Here is a 24,186-nt window from a genome sequence, read left to right as displayed (position 1 = left end):
CACGAGTTCTTTGTCCTTTACAAGAGCTTGTGGAGCCCGTTGGTAGCATTCCTTTGATGTTGCGAGGCAGCGAGCTCAGCATTTTCACCGCTGCGTGCCTCGCGACATTTGTTGGCAGGAACAGAATGCCATTTTACACACCGGCTTTTACATCTGCTTATGAAAAAGCATATTATGAGGTTGAGCCAGATAGCAATTATTCATTCCTTTTGTTATGTCAATGGTACTTTATACTACAAAATCTTACCTATCACACATCAGCGTTCTATAATCTCATCTATAACATATGTGCCCACTTGTAATCAGGAGGTCTATGATGGAAGCTAATGATGCGCCCCAATTATCCTGGGATGAGTTAGATGATGATTCAAGTAGCCCTCGACATGAGACGGCTGAACGCCTGCTGCGACTTGTACTTTTACTGACGGGAAATACATGTACGCGCAAAGAGGTTTTTGCTCAGTTGGGATCCCATTACAAAATCGATGAGAATGATGAGGAGGAAGCCTCCAATGCACGCTACCTGGCTAATCAGCTTTTTGGAAACGATATCGCCTTCCTGGAAGAGATCGGTTATGAGATCGAAAAAACCAGGAGCAGTATAGATCGGCGGATTTATCACTATCATATCGCTCCTGGTAGTGGACCAGGTACACAGTTTTTGTTCCGGCACGAGGAAGTCGAGGCTTTAATTGTTGTCTACGCGCTTTTTACCGATCCTTCTAAGTATGCATCGATATCTGGCCATCAAATACACCCATCCCAGCCTCCCCGTCATCCATTTAGCGAGGAGGTACTTGCTCTAATTGAGCGCTTTGTAGAGATGTTGCCAGTTGAGCAACGCCACATGTTTGATCAATCGGTTCGTAAGCCCTATATCTACTTTAATATGGCTCCAGTCACTGATTACCTACCTCATCGCACTATCATAAATACCCTTGCAGACATCATTGCAAGCAATCAATCGGTAAGTTTCCACTATACCTCGTCGCGTGGCAAAAAGCACCCAACGTTTCATCAACGTGTAGACCCCTACTATATCATCCATCTTGACGGCCATTTCTACCTGATTGGCTACAGCTATAAGATGAACTGTTTTTTTGAATTTCGGATAGATCGCATCCTCGCAGATACCCTCAAGCCAGGTTCGGAGCCTATTGATAGGACAAGGCAGCAAAGACCGATTGCATTTAGTTACTGGGCAGACGAGGATCTAGCCCATAGTGGATTAAGCCAGCGCTGGCTACGCCAATCCATCGAACAAGAAGAGGAATATGCAGACGAGTATGGCCGCCTGAGACGCCGTTTCCTGATTCGGGCCTATGCCTATAGCGAATGGCGCATCCTTCAGCAATTGCGCAAATACGCCTCTAAAGTAGAGCTAGTTGAGCCACGGCACCTACGCGAGCAGATGCGCGATGACTTACAGCGAACGCTCAAGCGCTATCTCTAATCTGGTCACGGCGAAAAAATAAAAGAAGCAACAATAAATTCCACTCACAGTTAGCGACAAAATTGCATCCGCGATACGTACGGTATGCATCACATAGTTCACTGTGACCAAATGCGTCCTACCACCACATGCCCTACGAATTCAGGGGTGATTGACTCCGTTTTTTGGCAGAACCCAATAAATTAGGACAGCAGATAGCCGGATTAGCTCATTTTAAGCAAAAATAGGTGTTCTGTGGGAACGCCTATCCTTCGTATAATGGCTGCAAAGTAGTTGGGGGAGCTACATAATGGAAAAGCTATTGTGGTTTATACTACGATTCCAGTGTGGGTGGCATCAATACATGACGCTAAAAATAACTATTTTTGCTTTCTGAGAAGCAAAAGCTATATGTTAGTAAAGTCGTTAATCAGTGAGTGGAGGGAAGGCATATGGCATTAACCAGTTTGCATATTCTACCCGTATATTCAAAATTACATCCTACGGCGACAATACATACTGTTCGCTTGCTCCAGCACCAACATGAAACCCTGGAGGCATTCAGGAACCCAGATATTGATGTGATTACAAATATGGCCATGACAGGTGATGGAAAAAGCCTGGCGGCCTACCTCGCTGCCATTCAAGATCAATTACATGTGATCGCGATGTATCCGACAAATGAGCTGATCTCTGATCAGTATGCGGCCCTTCCATCGTATGAACAGAACCTAGGTATACCTATTAAACCATTCGATACGATGTATAGCGAGAAAATCACGCAACTGATGCGCTTGCATCAATCAACCAATCGGCTGGAAGAAGTGCGCAAACTCCTGGTAAAAAACCGAATGATACTGACAAATCCAGATCTCTTGCATTTGATCATGAGCCATCAGTATGGATGGGAACATCTTCGAAAAGAACTTCCTGTCACTATCGGCGCTTTCTTCGACTATTTTATTTTTGATGAGTTTCATATCTTCAATGTGCCGCAGGTCATTGCAATTATCAATATCCTCGGCTATTTGACAACAGGGTATCGAGATAAAGCGCGAGAACGCAAAAAGTTTGTGTTTCTTTCTGCCACACCAAACACGCAACTTCATACACTGCTACAACGTGGTGGGATACGCTATCAATCAATCCAGGGAACCTATCGCTCATCTCCTCAAGGTGAGGATTATCGCTGCATTTTACAGGCTTGTGATCTAGAATTTCATGAGGTCTCCCAGGAGCGCGAGCATTCGACAGAACAATGGATTGAGGAACACCTTGAGACGCTACTCCACTTCTTCATACACTATCCGGGCTCCAAAGCAGCGATCCTGGTTTCCTCGGTTGCGACAGCTCGCCGCATATATACACGAATTAAGGCCTATTTTGAACCCTATGGTATTACCGTTGGGGAGAATACCGGGTTGACGAACCGCGAAGAGCGAGAGCTATCACGCACACGCGACATCCTGGTTGGAACGTCAACGGTAGATGTGGGAGTTGATTTTCACATCAACTATCTCATCTTTGAAGCTTCCAGCGCTGGCACCTTTCTTCAACGCTTTGGCCGTCTGGGCAGGCATGGCGAGTTTCCGATCTATCGCGCTCATGCGCTTGTGCCACGCTTTGTCCTGGAACGCGTACAGGCACAAATAACTGATGAAATGGAACGAGAAGCATTGAATAAAATGATCTACGATGTTTTTCCGACTGAGCAACAATTTTCCCAATATTGTAGTCTTTGGGGAACAGTTCAGGCCGCGCAGGTTGTTGCGGAACTCCAGTCGCAACGTAAACTCGATGCCAATCAGGCCTTTACAGACGCACTGGTTGAGCAATATGAGCGCACCTATGCTACTGGCGACAAACCAGTGATGAGTAAGGCACTAAAAAAATACTGGCGCATCCATAAAGAGGCACCGGAGATTATCCAGGAACTGCGTAGCTTTCGTGGCCAAAGCCCTCTTTCCTGTGCTGTCTGGGACACCGATAATCATTTAAAAACCTATGAACTCTTTTTCCTACTCAGCAATACAGAATTTGAAGTTCTGGACACCTTCACTTTTATGCAAGAAGTACGGGCACGCGGTTTAGAGGAGCGAACATTTGAGAAGCAACTGCTCTACCTGAAGATCCATGATTATATCCCAGAACGCCTACAGTTAATTCTTCAAGTACCCTATGATATCACGCCATTTCTCAACCGCATTCAGGTGCTGCATGGCATTACCATCCAGTCTCCTCACCCGGTCTGGCGCGATAAAGTGAACTTCAAGCTCAAGCACTTGAAGCTTCCAGCCATTGTAACTGATATAGAACGCGCCGCACTGAAACAAAAATTACAACTTGGCCCACTGTTTCCCGTCTATCACCTACACGATGTCACGGGAGGCCGGTATTCCATCAGCTTTGGGCAGGAGGCACTGCTTCTGGATTCTTTACTCTTTTTTCGTAAGCCACAAGGAGATAAGCCGATGTTGCTCTAGCTCCATGCAATAGACAGCGATCCAGACACAAGAACAGCAGCAAACCAACGACAGAAAGGAGACCATGTGTTTTTTTTAGATTTTTTACTCAAGCAGACCGATCCACATGATCCGGTCACGCGCTCGTTTATTGAACATATGATTCCAAACCTTATGCAAGAGTATGTCATTACCTCAGCAAAAGGAGGGGATCACGCACATGATCTGGGGAGAGACGATGAAACTCGGCGAAAGTTTGAAGCCAAGCCAGATCAGAATATGGTCAGTCACCAGCTCAACGGCATCTTTCCCACCTTGCGCTTACTTCACATCCTTGACGATGAAGGGATAGGCCCATACCATTTCTCTGACCTTGAGAGCCGCATCTATATCCTGGCATATCTCATGCACGATATTGATAAAATTGTGCCGCATGATCCGAGCTTAAAAGGCGTTGAAACCCAGGACCGCGATGCAATTGAACGAGCGAAGAAAAGCATTGCCGAGCAACTGCAACGCTGCAATGCGGAGGCCTTCTTTCCAGATTTCATGACCTATCTGGAGGATATTACCTATCTTGTTGTCAATACACAGCAGATGTGGGGAACCAACCTGCATACCTATCTCTGGAATTTTCAACTACGTGAGAGACGGATCCTGCTTTTACGGCGACTCTGCACCTATTCTGATCATATCGCTTATCTCATCACATCGCCGTCATCCATCGTGCTTGATAACCAGGCAAAAAATCTTAACATCATTCTGGGCGAACTTAGTGATAATACCCTCACCTTCACCTATCACCAGCTACGAGAGGTCCGCGGGCTGCTGACCAATGTTATCAATGAAAGCCTGGTTGACCTCTTTACAAAAGGGAACGATGGTATCTGGCCGTATCTATTTTTCGCCGATGGAGTTGTATACCTGCAGCGAGCATCCCAACAATTAACAGTGAACCACAAGCAAGTTACTGAAACCGTACGTGAACGCTTGCGACAGATCTGTGCCCAACGCATCATCAGCCAGGCTCCCGGCTTTAAATTCAGCATCCAGGGCATCGCAAAGCATCCCGGCTACTACTTTGAGTTCCTGACCCTTGAAGAATATATAGAACTGCTCACTGACTTTACCATCAGGCGCACGACTAATGATATTACAGTAGTGCCATTCGCCAAATTGCGGCAGATGCAGGAACATAGCGAAATCCCGGCGACAATCACAACCGATTTCGTACCAGATAAAATGACGGGCATGATGAGCCGTTTTCTGTCCGTTGTTTTCACAACCCTCCTTGATCTGCTAGACAAAAAACAGGTTGAATTACGTGACCGTGTGACGCAGGCTGTGGTTGCTCATCTCGCGCTCACACCGTATTGGTCTCAGTCCCTGACTATTCCTAATCGAGGCGGCGTTGAATACCGCTGGTTCTGGCTCGCGGCCTGCTTTATGCGTGATCATCAGGGAATGGATATCTATGATGGAGAACCAAACCTGTTCCAGATATTCCGTTCTACACTGGCCCTGGTTCGAGAGTTGGCCGGAGATGAACTGCGCCAGCGGCTACCACAGCGCTATCTTCAACATCTGCCCGCGTACCTCGAAAGCAATATAGAGCTACCGCTCTCGGTACAGGAAGGAGGAGCACTACCAGACTTTCAAGGGGAACTGGCACGCTACGCCGGCGCAAAAACGAAGGGACGCAAGCTCATCTGCACTCTTTGCAACAGCGCCTATCCAACCGAAGAGCAAGCCGATAACGCGGTCTTATTCCAGCCCTGGGTTTACAAAAACAAGCTCTCACTGTATGCAGGCAAGAACGCTGGAGGCATCTGCACTATCTGCGCACTCGAATTGATGCTACGCCAGATTTTGCAGAAAAGCACCCTGCGACTGACGGGAAGTAAATTTGAGTCCCTCAAAACCAAATATATCTCCATCTACCCAAATTTCTTTTTCACCCAAGAGACGGGAGCAATGGTTGAGGGTATCATACAACAGTTGCAGGATATCAACTTCTTCAGCATCCGCAGGCAGTTGAATGGGGAAGATCTTACCATCAAACGTCTATTAGAATTAGAGGTTTTCACAGCGGCTGGCAACGAGAGTCAGCCACCGCCGATCTTATCCCTTCACGATGATGAGGAGGAGGAAGAGCTAAGCGAACCAGAAACATCAGTAGAACAGCAAGAGCGTAGCTATATCAAGTTTCAACAGACAGCGTATCCTGGCATATACATGTTCGGGATGCGCGCAGCGAAAGACGATGATGACACATCATCGTGGGCAATGCCTGCCTTTCTCGCGCTAGCTCTCCCCCTGGTTTCGAACACCAAGGTAGTCCTCTCTGAGTTGCCGATACCACTTTTCTCATCGGGGCATGACTTCCGAGAAACAGTCATACTGGATGCCCCGCATGCCTATCTTACCCGTCTGTTACGGGACAATCGCATACGTGTCAATACGCTGCATGCTCAACTGTCGCGTCTGACAAGCATCTATCGCATAAATCTTGATACCTATGCGAAACAGGGCAAACCCGAGTGGAAACATCTCAGTGGCATCACACGCGATCTCGCCACAGACCCATTGTTCCTCTTCAGCTATCTCCGCAAACAGCAACGCGCTGAACAACGCGATACCTTACGCACCAAGCGCGTCCAACAATATATGCACGCGTATAAAAATGTCCTTTTTACAAACGTACAGGAGGAAAACATGAGCAAGGTTGAGCAATGTGTCAACCTCTATACCAGATTTTATCGGGGTGGATACGAATCACACTCGATCGTCAGGCCGGTTGATATCGTGGCACGCGCGATTATCACCAGCCCACGCGATATCGAACCAGAAGATCTCCTCTGGCAGTTACAGGGCGAAGTCACCAAATGGCTAAATCGCGTCCGCAGCAAACAGACCAGCGGCTATGCCATGTTCTGGGGCAAAGACATCACGGAAAAAGAAATCCAGGCGGTCCAGGATTTTATTAGCTACTTCTATAAAGAAGTTTTTGTCACCTATTGCGAAGGCGAGCGGGGCATCCTACGTAGTCGCCTCAATCGCTTCAAGGATGGCTGCGAAGCATACTACGTTTACCAGCGTGCTATGAAACGCATCCAGGAGCAGTCCGAACCAACGCCCGAAGAGCTAGAAGAGATGGCCGAGGTTTAACGGCCATCTCATTGTCAAAACACTAACCATAGACACGTCAATAGAAATTTTCAATGCACCAAAGGAGTAATAGCATGTTTTTAAACACCCTCGAAGGTTACAACGTATTCCATCAGGATATTCCAAGGTTGCCAATGGGCAAATATGCCCATATCATCACCCTACGCGAAACGAACTCGTTTGCCTTATTCCAGACCGATGGCGAATTAAACCTCAGCCGCGTCAGCCTGGGACGCGCAAAAGAACACCAGGGACATGCGCCACGCATTGTCCTGTTTAAACGTAAGCAGTCTACCCCGGAGCGGCTCACCGGACGAGAGCTCCTGCGGCGCTATGGCCTGGTCAACGACTGCGAATATAATAGCGCACATTTCTGCAAACACTGTCCCGATTGCATCTACTACGGCTATGCCATTGGTGACAAAGGCTCAGAACGCTCAAAAGTTCTGGTTGACTCGGCATTCTCTATCACGAGCTACGATACATCACACCAGCAGTTCACCTTTAATGCACCCTACGAAAACGGCACCATGAGCGAAGGTGGCAAAATGAAATCTGCCCTCGGCGAGCAAGACTATGTAGTGCCACAGATCTACTTCCCATCCGTCATTACCATCAAGGATCCGACCGAAGCTGAATTCATTTATGTGATCAACAACATTATGCGTACGCGTCGCTACGGTGCCCAGAATACGCGCACCGGTAGCATGCACAATACGATCACAGCCATTATCTTCGCGGATGGAGAGATCTTTTCCAATCTGTACCTCAGCCAGGCCGTCTATGATACCCTCACGCCAGAAGAACGAAAGAAAACACCGCTTGAACGAAGCGCAGTACTCGACGCCATGAAAACAGCCGTTCCAACCCTTCTCAAAGAGGATGCTATCGTTTCACACACGTTTGCTGAAGAAGCGCTGCAAGCCATGCTACAGGAAATACATAGCGTGACCAGCAATGAGGAACGACTCAAGCTACTACTTACCCAGGCTAATGAAGAAACCAATCGCTACGCACAGACGTATGGGGTCAGCTCAAAAGAAAGCAAAGCAGCGAAGAAATAGAGGAGCCAATGTTTCTGACGATCTGCCATCTCACTCTGCATGACTATCTCTTCTATGCGTCGCGCGAAATGGGGAGGTTGTATGAAACGGAGAAATACCTGCATAATTATGGTCTCACCTATGCACTTGGTCTGGTCGCATCTCCGTACAGCAATACATCACAGGTTCCTCGCTATCAAGAGGATCTGCGCACGTTGAATGAGCAAGGGGTGTATGTCACCCCGGCTCATCCAATCAGCTATAGCTATGCATTTCATACGTTCAAAATGGCCAATGTCAACTACTACAATTTCACACCTCAGATCAGCTCAAACCAGGCTGTCTTTGGGCGGGCCAAAGAACTTGCCCCACAAAGCACCTTTGAATTTTTCGTCATCAGTCAGGCGGCCATCCATCTTCCACATTGGATTCGCCTGGGCAAGTGGATGGCAAAAGCTCAGGTAGCAACTATCGCGCAAACATCAGTTCAGATAAAAACTGGACAGGGGCGCATCAATGGCGCATTGAATCCGCTCGACCTTCCTCAAAGACCGCAAACATGCAATATCGTAGCGATGGCTCCGGCGAGCCTGATTACCAATGTGCATATGAACGGCGAACATTATGAAGCGCGGATAGAAACAACAGACTACAGCGACATTATTCGTCTCCCGGCAGGGATGCGCTATCACGCGGCCCATGTATAATTCTTTATCACTCGTAGACAGGCAGGAACACCCTTTTTGTTTTCCTGCCTGTCTACGTCAAAAGGAACCAACGTATATGCAGAGTACAACGTTATCCTCAGCAACTTCATCCAGGTTGTACGCCTTGCTGCTCAGAATGAGGCCTCTTGAAGGGGGGCATACACTGATGCCGTTTTCTGGCGATCTGGTACACGCCGCCTTCCTCAACTGGGTACGCACCTCCGCTCCTGATATCGCCGAATGGCTGCATCAGGGCAACAAACGACGCCTTGTCACGTGCTCCAGTCTCCAGTTTCCGCTTCCTATCACTCGTATGCGTGAAGCAGAAAAGAACAACACCCACCTTCCACTACAGCCAGAGAAAATCTATACCGTTCGCATCACCCTACTGCTTGATGAATTGTTTCCACTTCTGTATGAGGCCTTGATGGGCTTCGACATGTCCAATCAGGCAGCTCGCCGCCAACCATTTATGCAGTTGGGCAAACAATCGCTACTTCTTCAGGAGGCAGTAGTTACAGATGAAGCCTCGCAGTGGTGTGGTACTACTTCTCTACAAGAGCTGGTAGAAGAAATACAATCCCTCCCATCAGGGCATGTACACCCACTAACGCTGGAGTTTGCGTCGCTAACAACGTTTAATAGGAGCAACCAACGCAATAAAATCTATGGCAGCCACTATGCCATGCTGCCGCTTCCCATCTACATCTTTCCAATGCTGGCCAACCGCTGGTGTGAATTCGCTCCGCCTGAATATGCCCACATCATCCAACGTGACCAGATTGAACAATATATTCTCGATGACGGCATGATCATTTATGATTATGCGCTACAGTCACATCGAGTTACCTTTACCAATCATCCCCAAAGAGGCTTCGTCGGAACGTGCACCTATCATCTCTACCAATCAAGCGATCCAGTCACGCCAGAAGCTCCATTAACGGTACGCCAACAGATATTACTGCTGGCGCGCTTTGCCTTCTACTCAGGCATAGGCTATAAGACAGCCATGGGGATGGGCCAGACTCGCGTCCTGGAAGGAGGCAAACGTGCTTGAGCAAGAAAATGATGCGTCAGATAGTGATATGCTGGGCATCTCATATTTGAATGCACTGGAATATTGCCCTCGTCGCTTTTATTACGAGTGTGTCTTACATGAATTCATTGAAAACGCTCATACTATCGAGGGCACCATGAATCATGCCCGAAGTGACAGTGGCTACACCACCATGGACGATGGTGTGACAACCTTGAGAAGAGTCTGGATTGGATCGTCCCGGCTCAGATTGAGTGGCTTTGCGGATGTCGTTGAGATTGAACATGGCCAGTTTATACCAGTGGAATATAAAAAAGGCAAGATGGGTATCTGGCTCAACGATCACGTACAACTCTGCGCTCAAGCACTTTGCCTGGAAGAGATGACGCACCTGTCAATCCCTGTTGGGGCGATATTCTACGTTGGGTCCGCCAGGCGTGAAGAAGTCGTGTTCTCCGAAGCATTACGAGCCCATACAGAAGAGGTCATTACGCAAGCATTCACGCTAATAGAGCAGCACCAAATGCCGCTCCCACTCGAAGGGAAGCGAGCCATACGGTCATGCCTTCCACAACTCCATCCAAAGTGCCGCGACTGCAGTCTGGAACCGCTCTGTATGCCGCGTGAGGTGCTTTTTCTAGGAAACCGACCAGAAATATTGTCACAAAAAAAGCTGCATGAATAAAAAGGAGGTGAAGAGTATGGCGACATTGTATTTAAGCGAACAGCAATCCTTTGTCAAAAAACGCGATGAGTACCTGCTCATTCGCTATCAAGATAAGCGAACGGTAGAGGTTCCCATTCATAAAGTCACACAAGTCGTTATATCTGGTGATGTCACGGTAACAACCCCGGCGCTTCATCTCTTGCTAGAGCGTGGCATTGAAGTCTGCTACCTCTCAATGTATGGGCAATTCCGAGGGAGGCTATCGCCCCCAGTTGCGAAAAATGCTTTTCTGCGTCGAAGTCAGCATCGGGCACACATAGATGAACAGCAAGCCCTACACATAGCACGCGCCTGCGTCAAAGGGAAGCTAGAGAATATGCGTGTAATGCTCATGCGTGCCAATCGGTCATTGCAGAATAGCGAGATTGAAGATGCAGCAGCAGCCATACGCATCATGGGTCAACAAGCAACGACAGCTACCACGATTGGATCATTGCTGGGCATTGAAGGGAACGGCTCCAGATCCTATTTTGGGGTATTCGACAAACTGCTGCGCGGCTCGCTCCCATTTCCAGGCCGCCGCCGACGTCCGCCAACTGATCCAGTCAACGCGATGCTCAGCCTTGGCTATACGCTCTTACATCACCAGGTTTCATCAGCTATCCAGGTAGTCGGGCTCGATCCCTATGTTGGTTTCCTCCATCAACCCCGCCACGGACGCCCGGCATTAGCTTTAGACCTGATGGAAGAATTTCGCCCCATAATCGTTGATTCCGTCGTCCTCAACATCGTCAATCACCACATCCTTAGCGAGCGTGACTTTGAAGAAGAACTCGGAGTGGTCCTGCTCAAATCATCAGCACGCAAAATCTTCTATGCCAAATTTGAGGAAAGATTACTAGAAGAACTCCACCATCCACACTTCGGGTATCGTACCAACTATAGACGCTGCATCGAACTACAAACACGTCTCCTCGCAAAATGGCTCACCAACGAAATCCCTAATTATCCTCCCCTCTGTATACGGTGAAGCTATGACAGATCACCAGTATGCGGAAGATACCATGCTCTATATCGTCAGTTATGACATTCCCAATGATCGACGACGAACACGGGTGCATAGCGCGCTCACGGGCTTCGGCACATGGGTGCAATACAGTGTCTTCGAATGCTTCCTTGATCGGAAACAACGCCTGCAATTAGAAGCACGCCTGCAAAAAGAAATACATCACAAAGAAGACACTATACGCATCTACGGACTCTGCCGAGCCTGTCACCCTAGAGTAGAAGTGCTCGGTCGAGGTGACAAACCACAGGAAGACCACATCTACTTACTATAAACGGGTATCGAACCAAATCCCCGACGAAGATTGACCAATAACAAATCGACAGCGCATCTACGCTTGTCATAGGAAGTGTAGATGCGCTGTTCAAAATAATTTCCACAGTCCTATCCAGCAGCCCAGATACAAGAAGCACCTCATCAGAGTCTCAATCCCTACCAGGATACCAGTTCCTCTACGAGAAACGTTCCTAAATGGTCCCTTTTTATAGATATGGTTTTCCCCTACCGATATATCGCTCCTCTACGACTGTCTCATAGCTAAAGACGACATGGTAACAGATATGTTTCAATCCCTGCTGAGATCCTAGTGGACTGTCATTCTCCAAGTGAAACCTCAACTGATGGGTAGAGATGTTTGAGTTTGATGCGCGCATCAGCCGTCGTAAAGCGCCAGTCCACTTTGATCGCTTTCTGATTTCGTCGGGTTTGCCAGGCATCCACCTGGCGACGTACGTCTTCCTGGTCAGCCAAGCGCTGGCTGATCCCATGATGCATGAGAACGGCCAGTTCAATCTCGGCCATATTCAACCAACTCCCATACTTGGGCGTGTAATGGATCTCCAGTCGTTCCACCAGGCGGCGAGCCTCAGCGGGAGGAAATGCCTCGTACAATGAACCGATGACATGCGTGTTCAGATTATCCATCACCAGCACAATCCGTTCTGCCTGCGGATAGTGGATATCAACCAGGTCCCGGACGAACTGCGCCCAATCCTGTTTTGTGCGCCGTTGCGTAACCTGAACCATCCGCTTACCAGCTAACGGCTCACAAGCGAGAAAGAGATTGCAGACGCCATGCCGCTCATATTCATAATCAAAGCGTTCGGACTCCCCCGGCTTGAGAGGAAGACGCTCACAGGTGTCTGCTTTGAGTTGCTTGCTGGTTTCATCCAGGCAAATCTGCGGGCGACGCTCATCATAGGGCCGCTGATAGACCGCCAGAACATCCTCCATCGCTGCGACAAAATCAGCATTGGCCTTTGGCGCAATACACCACTGCTCTTTCAGCCAGGGTTTCAACTGGTTTTTTTTAGTGCCTGACGCACGGTTTCATGGCTGATCATCTCCACCTCTGCCAATTGGACCAGTTTCTCCGCCAGCAGACGCAAACTCCAACGTTCCTGATCTTCTGGAGGACCAGCACAAATGAGCGCAATCAGATGGGCCTCTTTCTCTCCATCCAGCTTGCGCTTTTCTGGTCGATCCGGTTGCTCCCGTCGGGCAAGCGCATCAAGCAACCCGGTGCTCAAGAAGCGCTCACGAACTCTCCAGATGGTGGTTCGACCCACTCCAAAAGCGCTTTGGATCTGCTGATCGGTCCATGCCGGACCCTGTTGGCTGCTGTCGGTTTTCAACAGGATCTGGCGCGCTGGTGCTTTTCCTGCTTTTACCAGCCGTTCTAACTGCTGGCATTGTTCGAATGTCAATTCAATGGTATGCTTGCTCACGAGAAGCTCCTTGCGAGGTGGTTTTGTTCTTGCCCGCAAGGATACTCTTTTTTCTCCTCCGTTTCAAATCATCTTTGACAGTCCACTAGTTCCTCTACGACACGCTCGTCACGATGTACGCTATAAAGCCATTATTGGGTTTCAATCCCTGCCGGGATGCTTGCTCCTCCGCGACGAGTTGGATTATAACTGGATCAATGATCACGGCGCGTTTCAATCCCTACCGGGATACCAGCTTCTCTGCGACTGATCCAATCGAAGTCGGGAAAGTCGGCCGCGTTTTGGTTTCAATCCCTACCGGGATACCAGCTTCTCTGCGACCATGATCATGTCGAATGCCCCGGCATATGATAAGCTGTTTCAATCCCTACCGGGATACCAGCTTCTCTGCGACATAGCATCAAGTGAGCGGTGGGACTGGGACATTCTGGTTTCAATCCCTACCGGGATACCAGCTTCTCTGCGACGAAGGAGCATTTCCTATGACTATCAAATACGTTGTTATGGTTTCAATCCCTACCGGGATACCAGCTTCTCTGCGACACAACTGGGAGCGGATAAAGTCGCCGCCATTCAACGCATTTCAATCCCTACCGGGATACCAGCTTCTCTGCGACCATTCCATTACTGCACTTTCCTCGTTCCCATCCCACGTTTCAATCCCTACCGGGATACCAGCTTCTCTGCGACATAATACCAAGGCTTGACCGAGAAGTCTTCACTGATCCGTTTCAATCCCTACCGGGATACCAGCTTCTCTGCGACATGAGCATCGAGCAGGCATTGGCCAGCGATTTAACCGTTTCAATCCCTATCGGGATACCAGCTTCTCTGCGACATGCGGCGGAAATCTTCTGCTTCGAGTGTCATCAATGTTTCAATCCCTACCGGGATACCAGCTTCTCTGCGACACGGGCTGATTTTCTTTCGCGAATACCAGAGACTTGTTTCAATCCCTACCGGGATACCAGCTTCTCTGCGACACGGGCAGGGCATCTTCTGGCGCACGGTCAACGACTCGTTTCAATCCCTACCGGGATACCAGCTTCTCTGCGACTTCAGCAACGGTGGTAGTGCAGCTCCACCACGCAGAAGTTTCAATCCCTACCGGGATACCAGCTTCTCTGCGACCGCCCAATCGGCGGCTTTCCTTGCCACTCTAAGATTGTTTCAATCCCTACCGGGATACCAGCTTCTCTGCGACGATAAGCAGTTGCTCAATGCCGATGTGATAGAGGAGTTTCAATCCCTACCGGGATACCAGCTTCTCTGCGACGTTAATTAAGCGATGAGACAAACAGGTAACCAGGGGTTTCAATCCCTACCGGGATACCAGCTTCTCTGCGACACAACGCCTCCAGGCCATCGATTTCCACATTCCAGTGTTTCAATCCCTACCGGGATACCAGCTTCTCTGCGACTGTCATCGCATATTCCCAGTTCACAAACCAGCTAAGTTTCAATCCCTACCGGGATACCAGCTTCTCTGCGACATTTTGAAGGGCAGGTCCATGCTTTGAATATCATGCACGTTTCAATCCCTACCGGGATACCAGCTTCTCTGCGACGCAACCGAAATCATGCAGGATGCGGTACGGTACTTGTTTCAATCCCTACCGGGATACCAGCTTCTCTGCGACGTCGTCAGTGGGGGCGTCAATAGCGCCTATGGTACGTTTCAATCCCTACCGGGATACCAGCTTCTCTGCGACAGGCCAGCGGTCCCACTATAGGCAGGCTGCAGTACAGTTTCAATCCCTACCGGGATACCAGCTTCTCTGCGACACAACGCCTCCAGGCCATCGATTTCCACATTCCAGTGTTTCAATCCCTACCGGGATACCAGCTTCTCTGCGACTGTCATCGCATATTCCCAGTTCACAAACCAGCTAAGTTTCAATCCCTACCGGGATACCAGCTTCTCTGCGACAGGCCAGCGGTCCCACTATAGGCAGGCTGCAGTACAGTTTCAATCCCTACCGGGATACCAGCTTCTCTGCGACCGATCCCCCATCAATTGCAAGAGTTTAGCAATTCGAGTTTCAATCCCTACCGGGATACCAGCTTCTCTGCGACTTCAGGGTATATGCCGGTACCAGAGGGTTCCAGGTGGTTTCAATCCCTACCGGGATACCAGCTTCTCTGCGACGAAAAATCGAGGGGAACGCGATACAACTTTCGTCCCATGTTTCAATCCCTACCGGGATACCAGCTTCTCTGCGACGGCCAACGAGCAGATGGCGGCTCACATCGATGCAGCGTTTCAATCCCTACCGGGATACCAGCTTCTCTGCGACGTGATGTGGTTATCTGCCGTGGAGACGAGCGGATCAGTTTCAATCCCTACCGGGATACCAGCTTCTCTGCGACTTGTCGTATTCGGGGTGCGCAAACGAGTGGAGGACGTAGTTTCAATCCCTACCGGGATACCAGCTTCTCTGCGACCTATCTGCGCAAAGGGAATGAGATCCCCCCCGATGTGGGTTTCAATCCCTACCGGGATACCAGCTTCTCTGCGACGCGACTAACTGCTGTGCTGCTTGTGCGACGGCAGAGCGTTTCAATCCCTACCGGGATACCAGCTTCTCTGCGACACGCGTGTGACGGTCCAGTCCTATGGCATCATGCAAAGTTTCAATCCCTACCGGGATACCAGCTTCTCTGCGACAAGCGATCGTGTAGTGCGTGGAGAGGGGATCGCTGCGTTTCAATCCCTACCGGGATACCAGCTTCTCTGCGACCTCCCCCGAAGATCCTGAAGTCACCTTCTCCCTCAGTTTCAATCCCTACCGGGATACCAGCTTCTCTGCGACGCGAAGGAGATTGCCTCAGATGGGCTCTTTGTCATGTTTCAATCCCTACCGGGATACCAGCTTCTCTGCGACGGGACGCTGGCATGAGCAGGCGCTTCGCTTCACTGAGTTTCAATCCCTACCGGGATACCAGCTTCTCTGCGACTGAGCGACCAGCACTGGCGCCAACCCTATCTCTGGGTTTCAATCCCTACCGGGATACCAGCTTCTCTGCGACACCGAAGCGACAACCTTGTCCAGATGCTCTCGCCCTGTTTCAATCCCTACCGGGATACCAGCTTCTCTGCGACTCGCCAGCGTGGGCGCGGGCACCTTTAGCCCGTCCAAGTTTCAATCCCTACCGGGATACCAGCTTCTCTGCGACAGTGAATAGCGCCTGGCACGCCTTCACCGCCTGGATGTTTCAATCCCTACCGGGATACCAGCTTCTCTGCGACGACACCGACTCCGATTGACCGGATCGATGTCAGCGTGTTTCAATCCCTACCGGGATACCAGCTTCTCTGCGACAACCGCCCGGCCCGAACGGAGGTACGGCAATGAAAGGTTTCAATCCCTACCGGGATACCAGCTTCTCTGCGACTCTCGACTTTAAATCTTACGGCAATGCTGCATCTGTGTTTCAATCCCTACCGGGATACCAGCTTCTCTGCGACGCAATAAGCGCCCCTAAGCCTCTTGTTTCTGCTGCTGTTTCAATCCCTACCGGGATACCAGCTTCTCTGCGACATATTGTTGCGGAATTCAACCCAGCTACTGATACGTGTTTCAATCCCTACCGGGATACCAGCTTCTCTGCGACGGATCACGGGGCAGTCCTCGCCCCGCAACTTTGAGGTTTCAATCCCTACCGGGATACCAGCTTCTCTGCGACGACCGACGCGGCAAGCTTGACCAGCCCTGTCTCCTAGTTTCAATCCCTACCGGGATACCAGCTTCTCTGCGACGCCGCCAACCGTAGCCAGTTTTGCAGCTCCATTTTTGTTTCAATCCCTACCGGGATACCAGCTTCTCTGCGACGACAATGTGGGCGATGGTGTTGTACGTATTGCTATGGTTTCAATCCCTACCGGGATACCAGCTTCTCTGCGACAGAAATGGCATGATGTTGTTCGTTACTTCACTGGGAGTTTCAATCCCTACCGGGATACCAGCTTCTCTGCGACTTTCTACACGGTTACCGTCTCGAGCTCGCCAGTTGAGTTTCAATCCCTACCGGGATACCAGCTTCTCTGCGACAGCATCTGCCTCGCGACGCCTGGAAAGCGGGCTCAAAATGACTTTTGCGAGGCAGCAGTAAAATCTAGGTTTTACACGATAATTTCTGCCGCATACAAAGACACTATACACGAGTTCCTTATCCTTTACAAGAGCTTGTAGAGCCTTTTGACGACATCCATGTCGTTTTGCGAGGCAGTGAGCTTGGCGTTTTCACCGCTTCGTGCCTCGCGAAATCAGATTTTCATAAAACATGAAACAATTGTGAAAAGGATTAGGGTACAGAGAACATAGCGAGAAAGGCATCCCGTTGGATAGGACTGCCTATCAAACAGGGAGTCAAAAAGCGTCTAGAATAAAAGGGCCTGAGGAGCGGCTTTAGGGAATGATCTCGAAAATTCAGCGTCCCGCATGACAGCCAATTGACAGCCAAATTCCAAAACAAAGGATTCTTAAGGTACTCCCAATGCAACATGGAAAATGGTATAGCCCACTCTCAGCCTGTATCAATCTCTACAGAGATCTTCCTCTCCGCTTCCATAAGCAGAATGCAACCCCATAGGATTTTGCGTGTGCATAATTGCTACTAAGGTGCCATACTCATCCAATCAACCGAAGTGAACGAGAAAACAACCACACAAAGTCATTTGGACGCATCCAATTTTTCATGTTGCCCACCATAATTGTATAAAAAAGCTTTATCTTACTGTATATATGGGTTAAAATGCTAATACTTAGTTTTATACATATACACATATATGAAACTAAATCTATTACCTCCACTGAGGAGCTCAATATGGCACATCTCTTATTTCATAGCATCTCTGGTGCCTGTGCAGAGAGAGATCATCCATATTGTTGAAAGTCACAAGTACACTTTTGTTCACATATCATCTAGATTGGAAGGAACCACCATATGATCACACAAACCCTCGCAGAGATCACCCAAGGCTTCCTGAACGACCATGCTAATATGGAAAAACTGATGCAAAACTCGGCTTGGCGCACACAAACAATACCAAACATTCAGCCCGCGCTTCATGAGTTTATTCAGGGTTACAGTACCTTTGCACAACTGAGCGCGGAGTTAACCATGCCGCAGAACGGCTGGTATGTGGGGGCAAATAATTCGGGTTATTTCAACATCAGTCTTCGAAAGTTTGCCAAAAATTATATAGGGAACAATAACGAGGCCAGTGAACAATTTCGCGCCCTCCTTCAGGATCTCAATGTACGCACCCTGGGGCAAAAAATCGAACTGTTTTACACGTTCCTGCTTCAGGAGAAAAAACGCCTGCAGGGCACGGGACTCGGTGTCCGTTCCATTATCAGCCCCATAAGCAGCGCATTTATCATGTCTCAATTCGCCCACTGGCTTGATCCTCAGGGTGAGCTTCTCATCAGCACCCAATATGTGCGCGAAAGCACCGTCAAACTGGTCCGGGGAGGCTTGCTCCCCAACCACACAGAACTCAAGCCAAGAGGATCTGACTTTATCATCAGTACTGGAGCACAATACGACGCCTTTTTATCGCTCTTCGACGCCGTGAGAGACACGGCACCACAGATCACGTCCCTCCTTCCTCTCCCCTATTGGCGAGAATACTTTATCTGGTGGGCGATGGACCATCGGAAGGAACTGATCATATCCAGATGAAAGAGAACGATGATGCGGAACTGCTTTCCAGCACACCGACACAACGCCTCCACATGGAAGAGCAGGACAGTCTCTCAATCGCAGATCAAGAGCAGGAGGACGGCGAGTTGGCACAACACCGCTCACTGCTCATTGAACACAGACCACTTCTGCCTATTCCAGATCTATGGCTATCAGAAAATATTCGTGAGATCCAGCACCATATTCTGGTCGACAAACAGGTGATCCAGATCATCTACCATGCGTTTTTATCCAGGCATGTCATTCTGGCGATGCCATTACCATCAATTGCATTACAGAATTGGGTATACAGCACCTTGTGATACTGAAAACGAAGAAATAGATACCATGAATTATATGAGCTTAACATGGGCCAACCTGGAATGGGGCCCATGGATTTCATTCACAGACAACGAGGCATGGAAAACACTCCCTACAACTCCAGGCCTCTATCGTGTCCGCGCAGCTAGGAGAGATGAACTTTTCTATATTGGAGAAACTGGTCGAAATCTGCGCGAGCGTATAGGATCATTACGCACAAATAGCCAGAAAAAAACAATGCCATTTAACGACCCACATACAGCTGCCCCGGCGTTATGGGCGTGGAACGATTCGGACCAGCTACACTATGAATGTTCGGCAACAGTTCTTCATGATAGAGGGAGTATCCAGGACCCCACAAGAACACTGCGAGGATTAAAGTGTTATCTGCTCTGGCGCTATCGATTAGAGCGAGGCGAATCAGTGCTGTGCAATCATGGTCATTTTCCTGCACGGTATACGAAATCAAAAAATAGAAGCGATGGATATCAAGGCGAACGTCTCCCCGATGATGCACCAGATAATCCCGCTAGCGGTCCCAGTTATCCTCCGCTCAAGCTCATTGGAAATCCCTTTGATGAAAAAGAATGGATGAGTGGCTTGGGCTGGAGCGCGTTTCTTCCATTACATGCACAGATCACAAAAACACTCCAGCCAACACTGGGCGTCTATCGCATTCTCACCTTAGAAAACCATGATGTCTTTGAAATAGGCAAGACAACAAATCTGCAACGGATTCCAACGCATTCCCAGAAAAGTTGGGGCCATCTACAGCCCCTTTTTTCATATGCTCCACTCGAATACAAAACACCATTATTTCAACTTCTAGAAATAGAAAATGACCTGCTTGGTGGGTTTTATGCCCTCACGAAACATCTACCAACAATTGTATCTGTCTTTTAAACCGAGGTCATCCACACACTAAGGCTATCTCAGGACTAAACACAGGCTGCTAACCATTGCATTGTTCCTGGAATATCAAGAACATCATTTACGTACGCTTTCTCCAATAAAACGCGAGGAGCCAGGTAATCGTATTTTCCACGCCATAGAAGCATGTCTTTTAGATTCGATATCATGGCATTCACGAGATCAGGTACCCGAGGACTCAATGCATATAACTCGGCCAGCACATCGGCGATATTGCCTTTGTGAGATATTTCCAAATAATAGTCGCAATCAGAGCTGTAACTACACCAGCCCATATGCATCAGGATGAAAAAAAGCGTTTTATTTTATAGATACGCCACCCAGTCCAGGGAAACAAGAGGAAACGTCCAGGTTCCAAAGAGACAACGCAACTAGAAAGCCAATCTGATCGCCTGGCAAAATCGCGAATTAAAGATAAGCGTTGCCTCGCAAGAGAGGATAGATATGGATATACTATCTCCTCCTGTAAAATCCTGCGCATGCGTAGCATCACCTGTTTATGAAATTGGATGTCTCCACGGGTCTTCCAGTTGTGCTAAACGACCCCTTTTGCTCGTTCTACATGCACAATTCTCTTACGGTCATCGACCGAGATAACTCGCCAGGCATATCCGGCCAGGCCGATGATACCCTCCACCTCTGGCACGCTTTGAATCGTTCCAACTTCCTGCGCACCTGCCAGCACACGGAACTCCTGCTCGTTGGCAAAAATAGCATAGAAATGATAATGATTGGTGAGTTGTGCGCCTTTCATACCCACGATGAGCGTTCCCTCATCCATGCGCGCAATATGATCAAGCGATATCAGGTGTTGAAGAAAAAGGCGATATTCATCTAATGTCACCGATTGGAAAGGTGCCAGGGTCAGGATAGACTGGGCTAATTGGGCTGGTGTCAATTCTGTTCTTGCCTGCAGAACACTCATTGTCTGCTGATAGAGCAAGCTCAATGGCATCGTAGGAATATCAGGAGGCTCGATCCATCGTTCCTCTAGATAAAGCTGAATGATAGCAAGTGTTTGTAGAAATTCCCAGGGTATTTGTTCCCATTCGGAGGGGGCGCCTGCTTTATTGTCCAGATACTCAAACGTATAAAGGCACATGCGAGATGGTGCTCCGCGACGACCGGAACGCCCCAATCTTTGCACAAAACTGGATACAGAATGCGGCGCGTTAACTTGAATCGTCACAGCAAGATACCCAATTCCAGGGAAGATGTCGCAATGACGCTTGACTGCTGAGCCTGTTCACGCATGCGCATCTCAGCAACTTCCCTCGAGCTAGCGGCAAGACTGCTATGATGAACAAAATACCAGTCCATGCCAGGCCGTTGTTGGCTCAGGCGATGGCGAAACTCGGCTGCAATACGTTCAGCCTTATTTCGGCGATTCGTAAAAACTAATGTTTTCTGGTAACGCATCGTAATAGCAAAAAGATCATCATAATAATCCTGGATATCTTGCTGTAACTCCCGACGCTCATCAGGAGATTCAGTCGACACCGATCCTTCTGGGGTCTCTTGCTGTGAACCGGGGATTATCGGCGGAGAAGCCGTGCGGCGAGGATACAAACCAATGTCTTCCGGAGCTATATCCGCATAGAAGGCCTTTTCCTCTGAAGCCAGTACAATGTGATTGACACGCAATTCAATTCGTCGTCCTTGCTTCGACTCCGTCACGAGGCGTGCGTGGGTCTGAAATTGAGAGCTGCTTTGAAGCCATCGCAACGCCACGTCAACATCTCCAATAGTTGCTGACAACCCAATACGCCGAACGGGGCGGCGAATAGCACGTTCCAGGCGTTGAAGATGACAAAGTACCTGCTGACCGCGTTCAGTACCAATGAAGGCATGGATCTCATCAATAATCATGAAACGTAAATCCCCAAAGATTATGCCCAGTTCACCGGCACGCTTCATAAACATCGCTTCCATCGATTCTGGAGTGATCTGCAAAATACCGCGGGGCTGTTTTAAAAAGCGCTTTTTTTGATGATATGCAATATCTCCATGCCACCCCTGAATGGGAAGAGCTGATCGCCCATACAACAAACGTTCGATGCGCTCAAACTGATCATTGATCAGTGCCTTAAGCGGTCCTATATAAAGGATTCCGACAGACTGCGCTGGCGATTGATCTAACAACGTTAAGGCTTGAAGCATAGCTGCTTCAGTTTTGCCGCTGGCAGTGCCACTCATAATCAACACATGATCGTCTGTGCCCATAATCGCGGGAATAGCAGCTTTTTGAATACTACGCAAATCTGCCCAACCGTTTTGATAAATATATACTTGAATGAACGGCGCTAACCGCGTAAAGGGATCACCTGTGCTCATAGGGTAACCCTGGAAAAGTAAGAGTCGTCATCGAGGATCTCATTCTGTGGTGTTAATGCATCTGGATTTGATTGCTCACGGGAAGCAACAAAATCACGTTTGTGAATAATATCAGAGAACGCAATGGTATTATCCCGCCTCATCAATTCCAACACAGCGATTAAATCACGAGTTATCTCGCGCGGCGTAAGAAATTGATTGGCACCTACCTGTGCTGTTACCTTAAACTCTTTTTACTTTAACATGCAAATCTTATAAACTGACTTCTCTGAGGACAGTTGAAATGACCAAAGCAACCCGTTAGAAAAAAAATACTGTCAAACGGATGAGAATCAATGAAAATATGAGAATATATAGCCTTAATAATCCACATCATCAATAACAAGGCGTTTTTATATTATTCTATAGTAACGCGATATCGATTAACTAGTATTTGCTAATATACTTATATCCTATTTCTTTCTCTGTACGCAACGCTTTGCACTTTCAATATGGCTAGATAAAATATTGAAATAAGAAGTAATAAATTTTCAAATACAAATGTTAGGTATTGCCTAGCAAGTAATTTCAGTGGTAAAATAGCTTCAAATACACCTAATTACTCATCAATACTCAAAATTGCTAGAAAGTAGCTATAGGGTAAAGAGTATTCCCTCTTTACATGTGCCTCAAAAACGACTAGATTATTTTGCACTTAGTGGGTTTCTGTTTTACCATACTATGTGCATTTCTATAACAACCATCTAAATGGAATTGTATAGGAGTTAACCATGGGAAAAACTATGGGTTTTTTTCAGAACTTCAACCTGGACTTACGCCGATTGAGTGATGCTCTCATTTATATTCAGGACAACCCGACGGCGAGTCAAGAAGACCTGGCTCACGGTATGAGCGTAAATAAGCCAGTCGCAGCTGGATTTTCAGCCTGGCTTCGTCATACAGGATTAGCAAAAATGGTGGGTAATGGCGATACACTGGCAAAGAAAAGTTACCAACTGACTCAATTTGGACAACTTGTAGCTCGCTATGATCCTACACTTGCCAATTTGGGAACTCAATGGATTTTGCATTATTATTTATCAGTGAAACGGGACGAAGCATCCGATGCCTGGTATGTTTTAATTAATCATTATTTACCTTTTCAGACCAACTTTACAGGCGATAAATTTCAAGCTTATTTTGAAAATATGATGGAAACAGACGCGAAAAACCGCTCTGCTCTCACGAAAGATCCAGCATCGGCCCTGTATACATATGTGCGACCAGATGCCTTAGCAAAACTGCATATTTTAGAGAAACAGAACAATACCTATTTAGTCAGTCGACCCAATTATCCATCCCCTCTTATTGTTGGATATATGTTATTCGACTGGTGGCAACATCGCTTTGATTATACAAATACTCTCCGCTTCTCTCAGCTTTGTAATGAAGAAGAGAGCATCGGCCGGATTTGCCTGGCTGATGTCAGCCAGGTGAGGCGTTTTATTACAGACCTGACTGGACTAGGATATTTGAGTTTCTCTGATACACAACATGAACCAGTAAATCGTCTCCGGCAGCTTCAGGCGAGTAGCCTGCTTGAACGGTATTATGAACAGTGATAAG

The 24,186-nt window shown here is 48.3% G+C and carries 16 protein-coding genes and 1 CRISPR repeat array; of the genes, 13 read left to right on the top strand and 3 right to left on the bottom strand.

The window, feature by feature from the left end:
- Positions 1–313 precede the first annotated feature (313 nt).
- The 9 genes from KTT_RS31880 (at position 314) to cas2 (ending at position 11,855) form a co-directional block, all read left to right on the top strand.
- A complete protein-coding gene (locus tag KTT_RS31880) occupies positions 314–1,453 on the top strand; it encodes a helix-turn-helix transcriptional regulator (protein ID WP_160146281.1) in 1,140 nt (379 codons plus the stop codon).
- A 431-nt stretch (positions 1,454–1,884) separates the two neighbouring features.
- Positions 1,885–3,915, top strand: coding sequence for a type I-D CRISPR-associated helicase Cas3' (gene cas3 / locus KTT_RS31875; RefSeq protein ID WP_126601695.1), 2,031 nt, complete (start codon positions 1,885–1,887; stop codon positions 3,913–3,915).
- A gap of 66 nt (positions 3,916–3,981) precedes the next feature.
- Positions 3,982–7,062, top strand: coding sequence for a type I-D CRISPR-associated protein Cas10d/Csc3 (cas10d, locus tag KTT_RS31870; protein ID WP_126601694.1), 3,081 nt, complete (start codon positions 3,982–3,984; stop codon positions 7,060–7,062).
- Positions 7,063–7,136: 74 nt separating this feature from the next.
- Positions 7,137–8,126 carry a type I-D CRISPR-associated protein Cas7/Csc2 gene (cas7d, locus tag KTT_RS31865; RefSeq protein ID WP_126601693.1) on the top strand — a complete coding sequence of 330 codons (990 nt, stop codon included), beginning with the start codon at positions 7,137–7,139 and terminating at the stop codon, positions 8,124–8,126.
- Between the two features lie 8 nt (positions 8,127–8,134).
- Positions 8,135–8,812 carry a type I-D CRISPR-associated protein Cas5/Csc1 gene (gene cas5d, locus KTT_RS31860; RefSeq protein ID WP_126601692.1) on the top strand — a complete coding sequence of 226 codons (678 nt, stop codon included), beginning with the start codon at positions 8,135–8,137 and terminating at the stop codon, positions 8,810–8,812.
- Positions 8,813–8,888: 76 nt separating this feature from the next.
- Complete coding sequence (cas6, locus tag KTT_RS31855; protein WP_160146280.1) at positions 8,889–9,869, top strand: CRISPR system precrRNA processing endoribonuclease RAMP protein Cas6; 981 nt, start codon at positions 8,889–8,891, stop codon at positions 9,867–9,869.
- Positions 9,862–10,533, top strand: a complete 672-nt coding sequence (gene cas4 / locus KTT_RS31850) for a CRISPR-associated protein Cas4 (protein WP_218031056.1) — start codon at positions 9,862–9,864, stop codon at positions 10,531–10,533. The genes cas6 and cas4 overlap by 8 nt, the downstream gene beginning before the upstream one ends.
- A gap of 16 nt (positions 10,534–10,549) precedes the next feature.
- Positions 10,550–11,545 (top strand): type I-D CRISPR-associated endonuclease Cas1d, encoded by a 996-nt coding sequence (gene cas1d, locus KTT_RS31845; protein ID WP_160146279.1) that lies wholly within the window; start codon positions 10,550–10,552, stop codon positions 11,543–11,545.
- A gap of 4 nt (positions 11,546–11,549) precedes the next feature.
- A complete protein-coding gene (gene cas2 / locus KTT_RS31840) occupies positions 11,550–11,855 on the top strand; it encodes a CRISPR-associated endonuclease Cas2 (protein WP_126601689.1) in 306 nt (101 codons plus the stop codon).
- A gap of 320 nt (positions 11,856–12,175) precedes the next feature.
- Here the strand turns inward: cas2 and KTT_RS31835 are convergent.
- A protein-coding gene (locus KTT_RS31835; protein WP_126601688.1) for an IS630 family transposase occupies positions 12,176–13,308 on the bottom strand; the annotation gives its coding sequence in 2 pieces (ribosomal slippage) (positions 12,176–12,894 and positions 12,894–13,308; 1,134 coding nt in all).
- A gap of 138 nt (positions 13,309–13,446) precedes the next feature.
- A CRISPR array of direct repeats spans positions 13,447–17,360; the repeat unit is 37 nt; unit sequence GTTTCAATCCCTACCGGGATACCAGCTTCTCTGCGAC.
- An 895-nt stretch (positions 17,361–18,255) separates the two neighbouring features.
- Here KTT_RS31835 and KTT_RS31830 point away from each other — a divergent pair.
- From KTT_RS31830 to KTT_RS31820, 3 genes are read left to right on the top strand one after another with little or no spacing between them, the layout of a single operon-like run.
- The gene (locus KTT_RS31830; protein ID WP_126601687.1) at positions 18,256–18,996 is read left to right on the top strand and encodes a hypothetical protein; all 741 of its coding nucleotides are present in this window, start codon (positions 18,256–18,258) and stop codon (positions 18,994–18,996) included.
- On the top strand, positions 18,993–19,319 hold the full coding sequence (locus tag KTT_RS31825) for a hypothetical protein (RefSeq protein ID WP_126601686.1): 327 nt from the start codon (positions 18,993–18,995) through the stop codon (positions 19,317–19,319). Before KTT_RS31830 ends, KTT_RS31825 begins: the two co-directional genes overlap by 4 nt.
- A gap of 25 nt (positions 19,320–19,344) precedes the next feature.
- Entirely contained in the window at positions 19,345–20,220 is an 876-nt protein-coding gene (locus KTT_RS31820; protein ID WP_126601685.1) for a hypothetical protein, read from the top strand.
- Between the two features lie 562 nt (positions 20,221–20,782).
- Here KTT_RS31820 and KTT_RS31815 read toward each other — a convergent pair.
- Both KTT_RS31815 and KTT_RS31810 read right to left on the bottom strand, forming a co-directional pair.
- Positions 20,783–21,349: a hypothetical protein gene (locus KTT_RS31815; protein ID WP_126601684.1), complete on the bottom strand. Its 567-nt coding sequence runs from the start codon at positions 21,347–21,349 to the stop codon at positions 20,783–20,785.
- A gap of 83 nt (positions 21,350–21,432) precedes the next feature.
- Positions 21,433–22,581: a DEAD/DEAH box helicase gene (locus tag KTT_RS31810; protein WP_126601683.1), complete on the bottom strand. Its 1,149-nt coding sequence runs from the start codon at positions 22,579–22,581 to the stop codon at positions 21,433–21,435.
- 770 nt (positions 22,582–23,351) lie between these two features.
- Here KTT_RS31810 and KTT_RS31805 point away from each other — a divergent pair.
- Entirely contained in the window at positions 23,352–24,182 is an 831-nt protein-coding gene (locus KTT_RS31805; protein WP_126601682.1) for a DUF4007 family protein, read from the top strand.
- Positions 24,183–24,186: the final 4 nt, after the last annotated feature.

The sequence above is a fragment of the Dictyobacter aurantiacus genome (assembly GCF_003967515.1).
In the GTDB taxonomy this organism is placed as follows: domain Bacteria; phylum Chloroflexota; class Ktedonobacteria; order Ktedonobacterales; family Ktedonobacteraceae; genus Dictyobacter; species Dictyobacter aurantiacus.
The sequence above is the reverse complement of the archived record's forward strand: the minus strand, read 5'-3'. Positions and strand labels throughout refer to the sequence as shown.

Excerpts from the sequence above, each read along its gene's own strand:
- KTT_RS31880 (WP_160146281.1), top strand. The coding sequence starts at position 314 with ATGATGGAAGCTAATGATGCGCCCCAATTATCCTGGGATGAGTTAGAT.
- KTT_RS31815 (WP_126601684.1), bottom strand. The coding sequence starts at position 21,349 with ATGTGCCTTTATACGTTTGAGTATCTGGACAATAAAGCAGGCGCCCCC.
- cas6 (WP_160146280.1), top strand. The coding sequence starts at position 8,889 with ATGCAGAGTACAACGTTATCCTCAGCAACTTCATCCAGGTTGTACGCC.
- KTT_RS31810 (WP_126601683.1), bottom strand. The coding sequence starts at position 22,581 with ATGAGCACAGGTGATCCCTTTACGCGGTTAGCGCCGTTCATTCAAGTA.
- KTT_RS31820 (WP_126601685.1), top strand. The coding sequence starts at position 19,345 with ATGAATTATATGAGCTTAACATGGGCCAACCTGGAATGGGGCCCATGG.
- cas5d (WP_126601692.1), top strand. The coding sequence starts at position 8,135 with ATGTTTCTGACGATCTGCCATCTCACTCTGCATGACTATCTCTTCTAT.
- KTT_RS31825 (WP_126601686.1), top strand. The coding sequence starts at position 18,993 with ATGAAAGAGAACGATGATGCGGAACTGCTTTCCAGCACACCGACACAA.
- cas2 (WP_126601689.1), top strand. The coding sequence starts at position 11,550 with ATGACAGATCACCAGTATGCGGAAGATACCATGCTCTATATCGTCAGT.
- cas3 (WP_126601695.1), top strand. The coding sequence starts at position 1,885 with ATGGCATTAACCAGTTTGCATATTCTACCCGTATATTCAAAATTACAT.
- cas1d (WP_160146279.1), top strand. The coding sequence starts at position 10,550 with ATGGCGACATTGTATTTAAGCGAACAGCAATCCTTTGTCAAAAAACGC.
- cas7d (WP_126601693.1), top strand. The coding sequence starts at position 7,137 with ATGTTTTTAAACACCCTCGAAGGTTACAACGTATTCCATCAGGATATT.
- KTT_RS31805 (WP_126601682.1), top strand. The coding sequence starts at position 23,352 with ATGGGAAAAACTATGGGTTTTTTTCAGAACTTCAACCTGGACTTACGC.
- KTT_RS31830 (WP_126601687.1), top strand. The coding sequence starts at position 18,256 with ATGATCACACAAACCCTCGCAGAGATCACCCAAGGCTTCCTGAACGAC.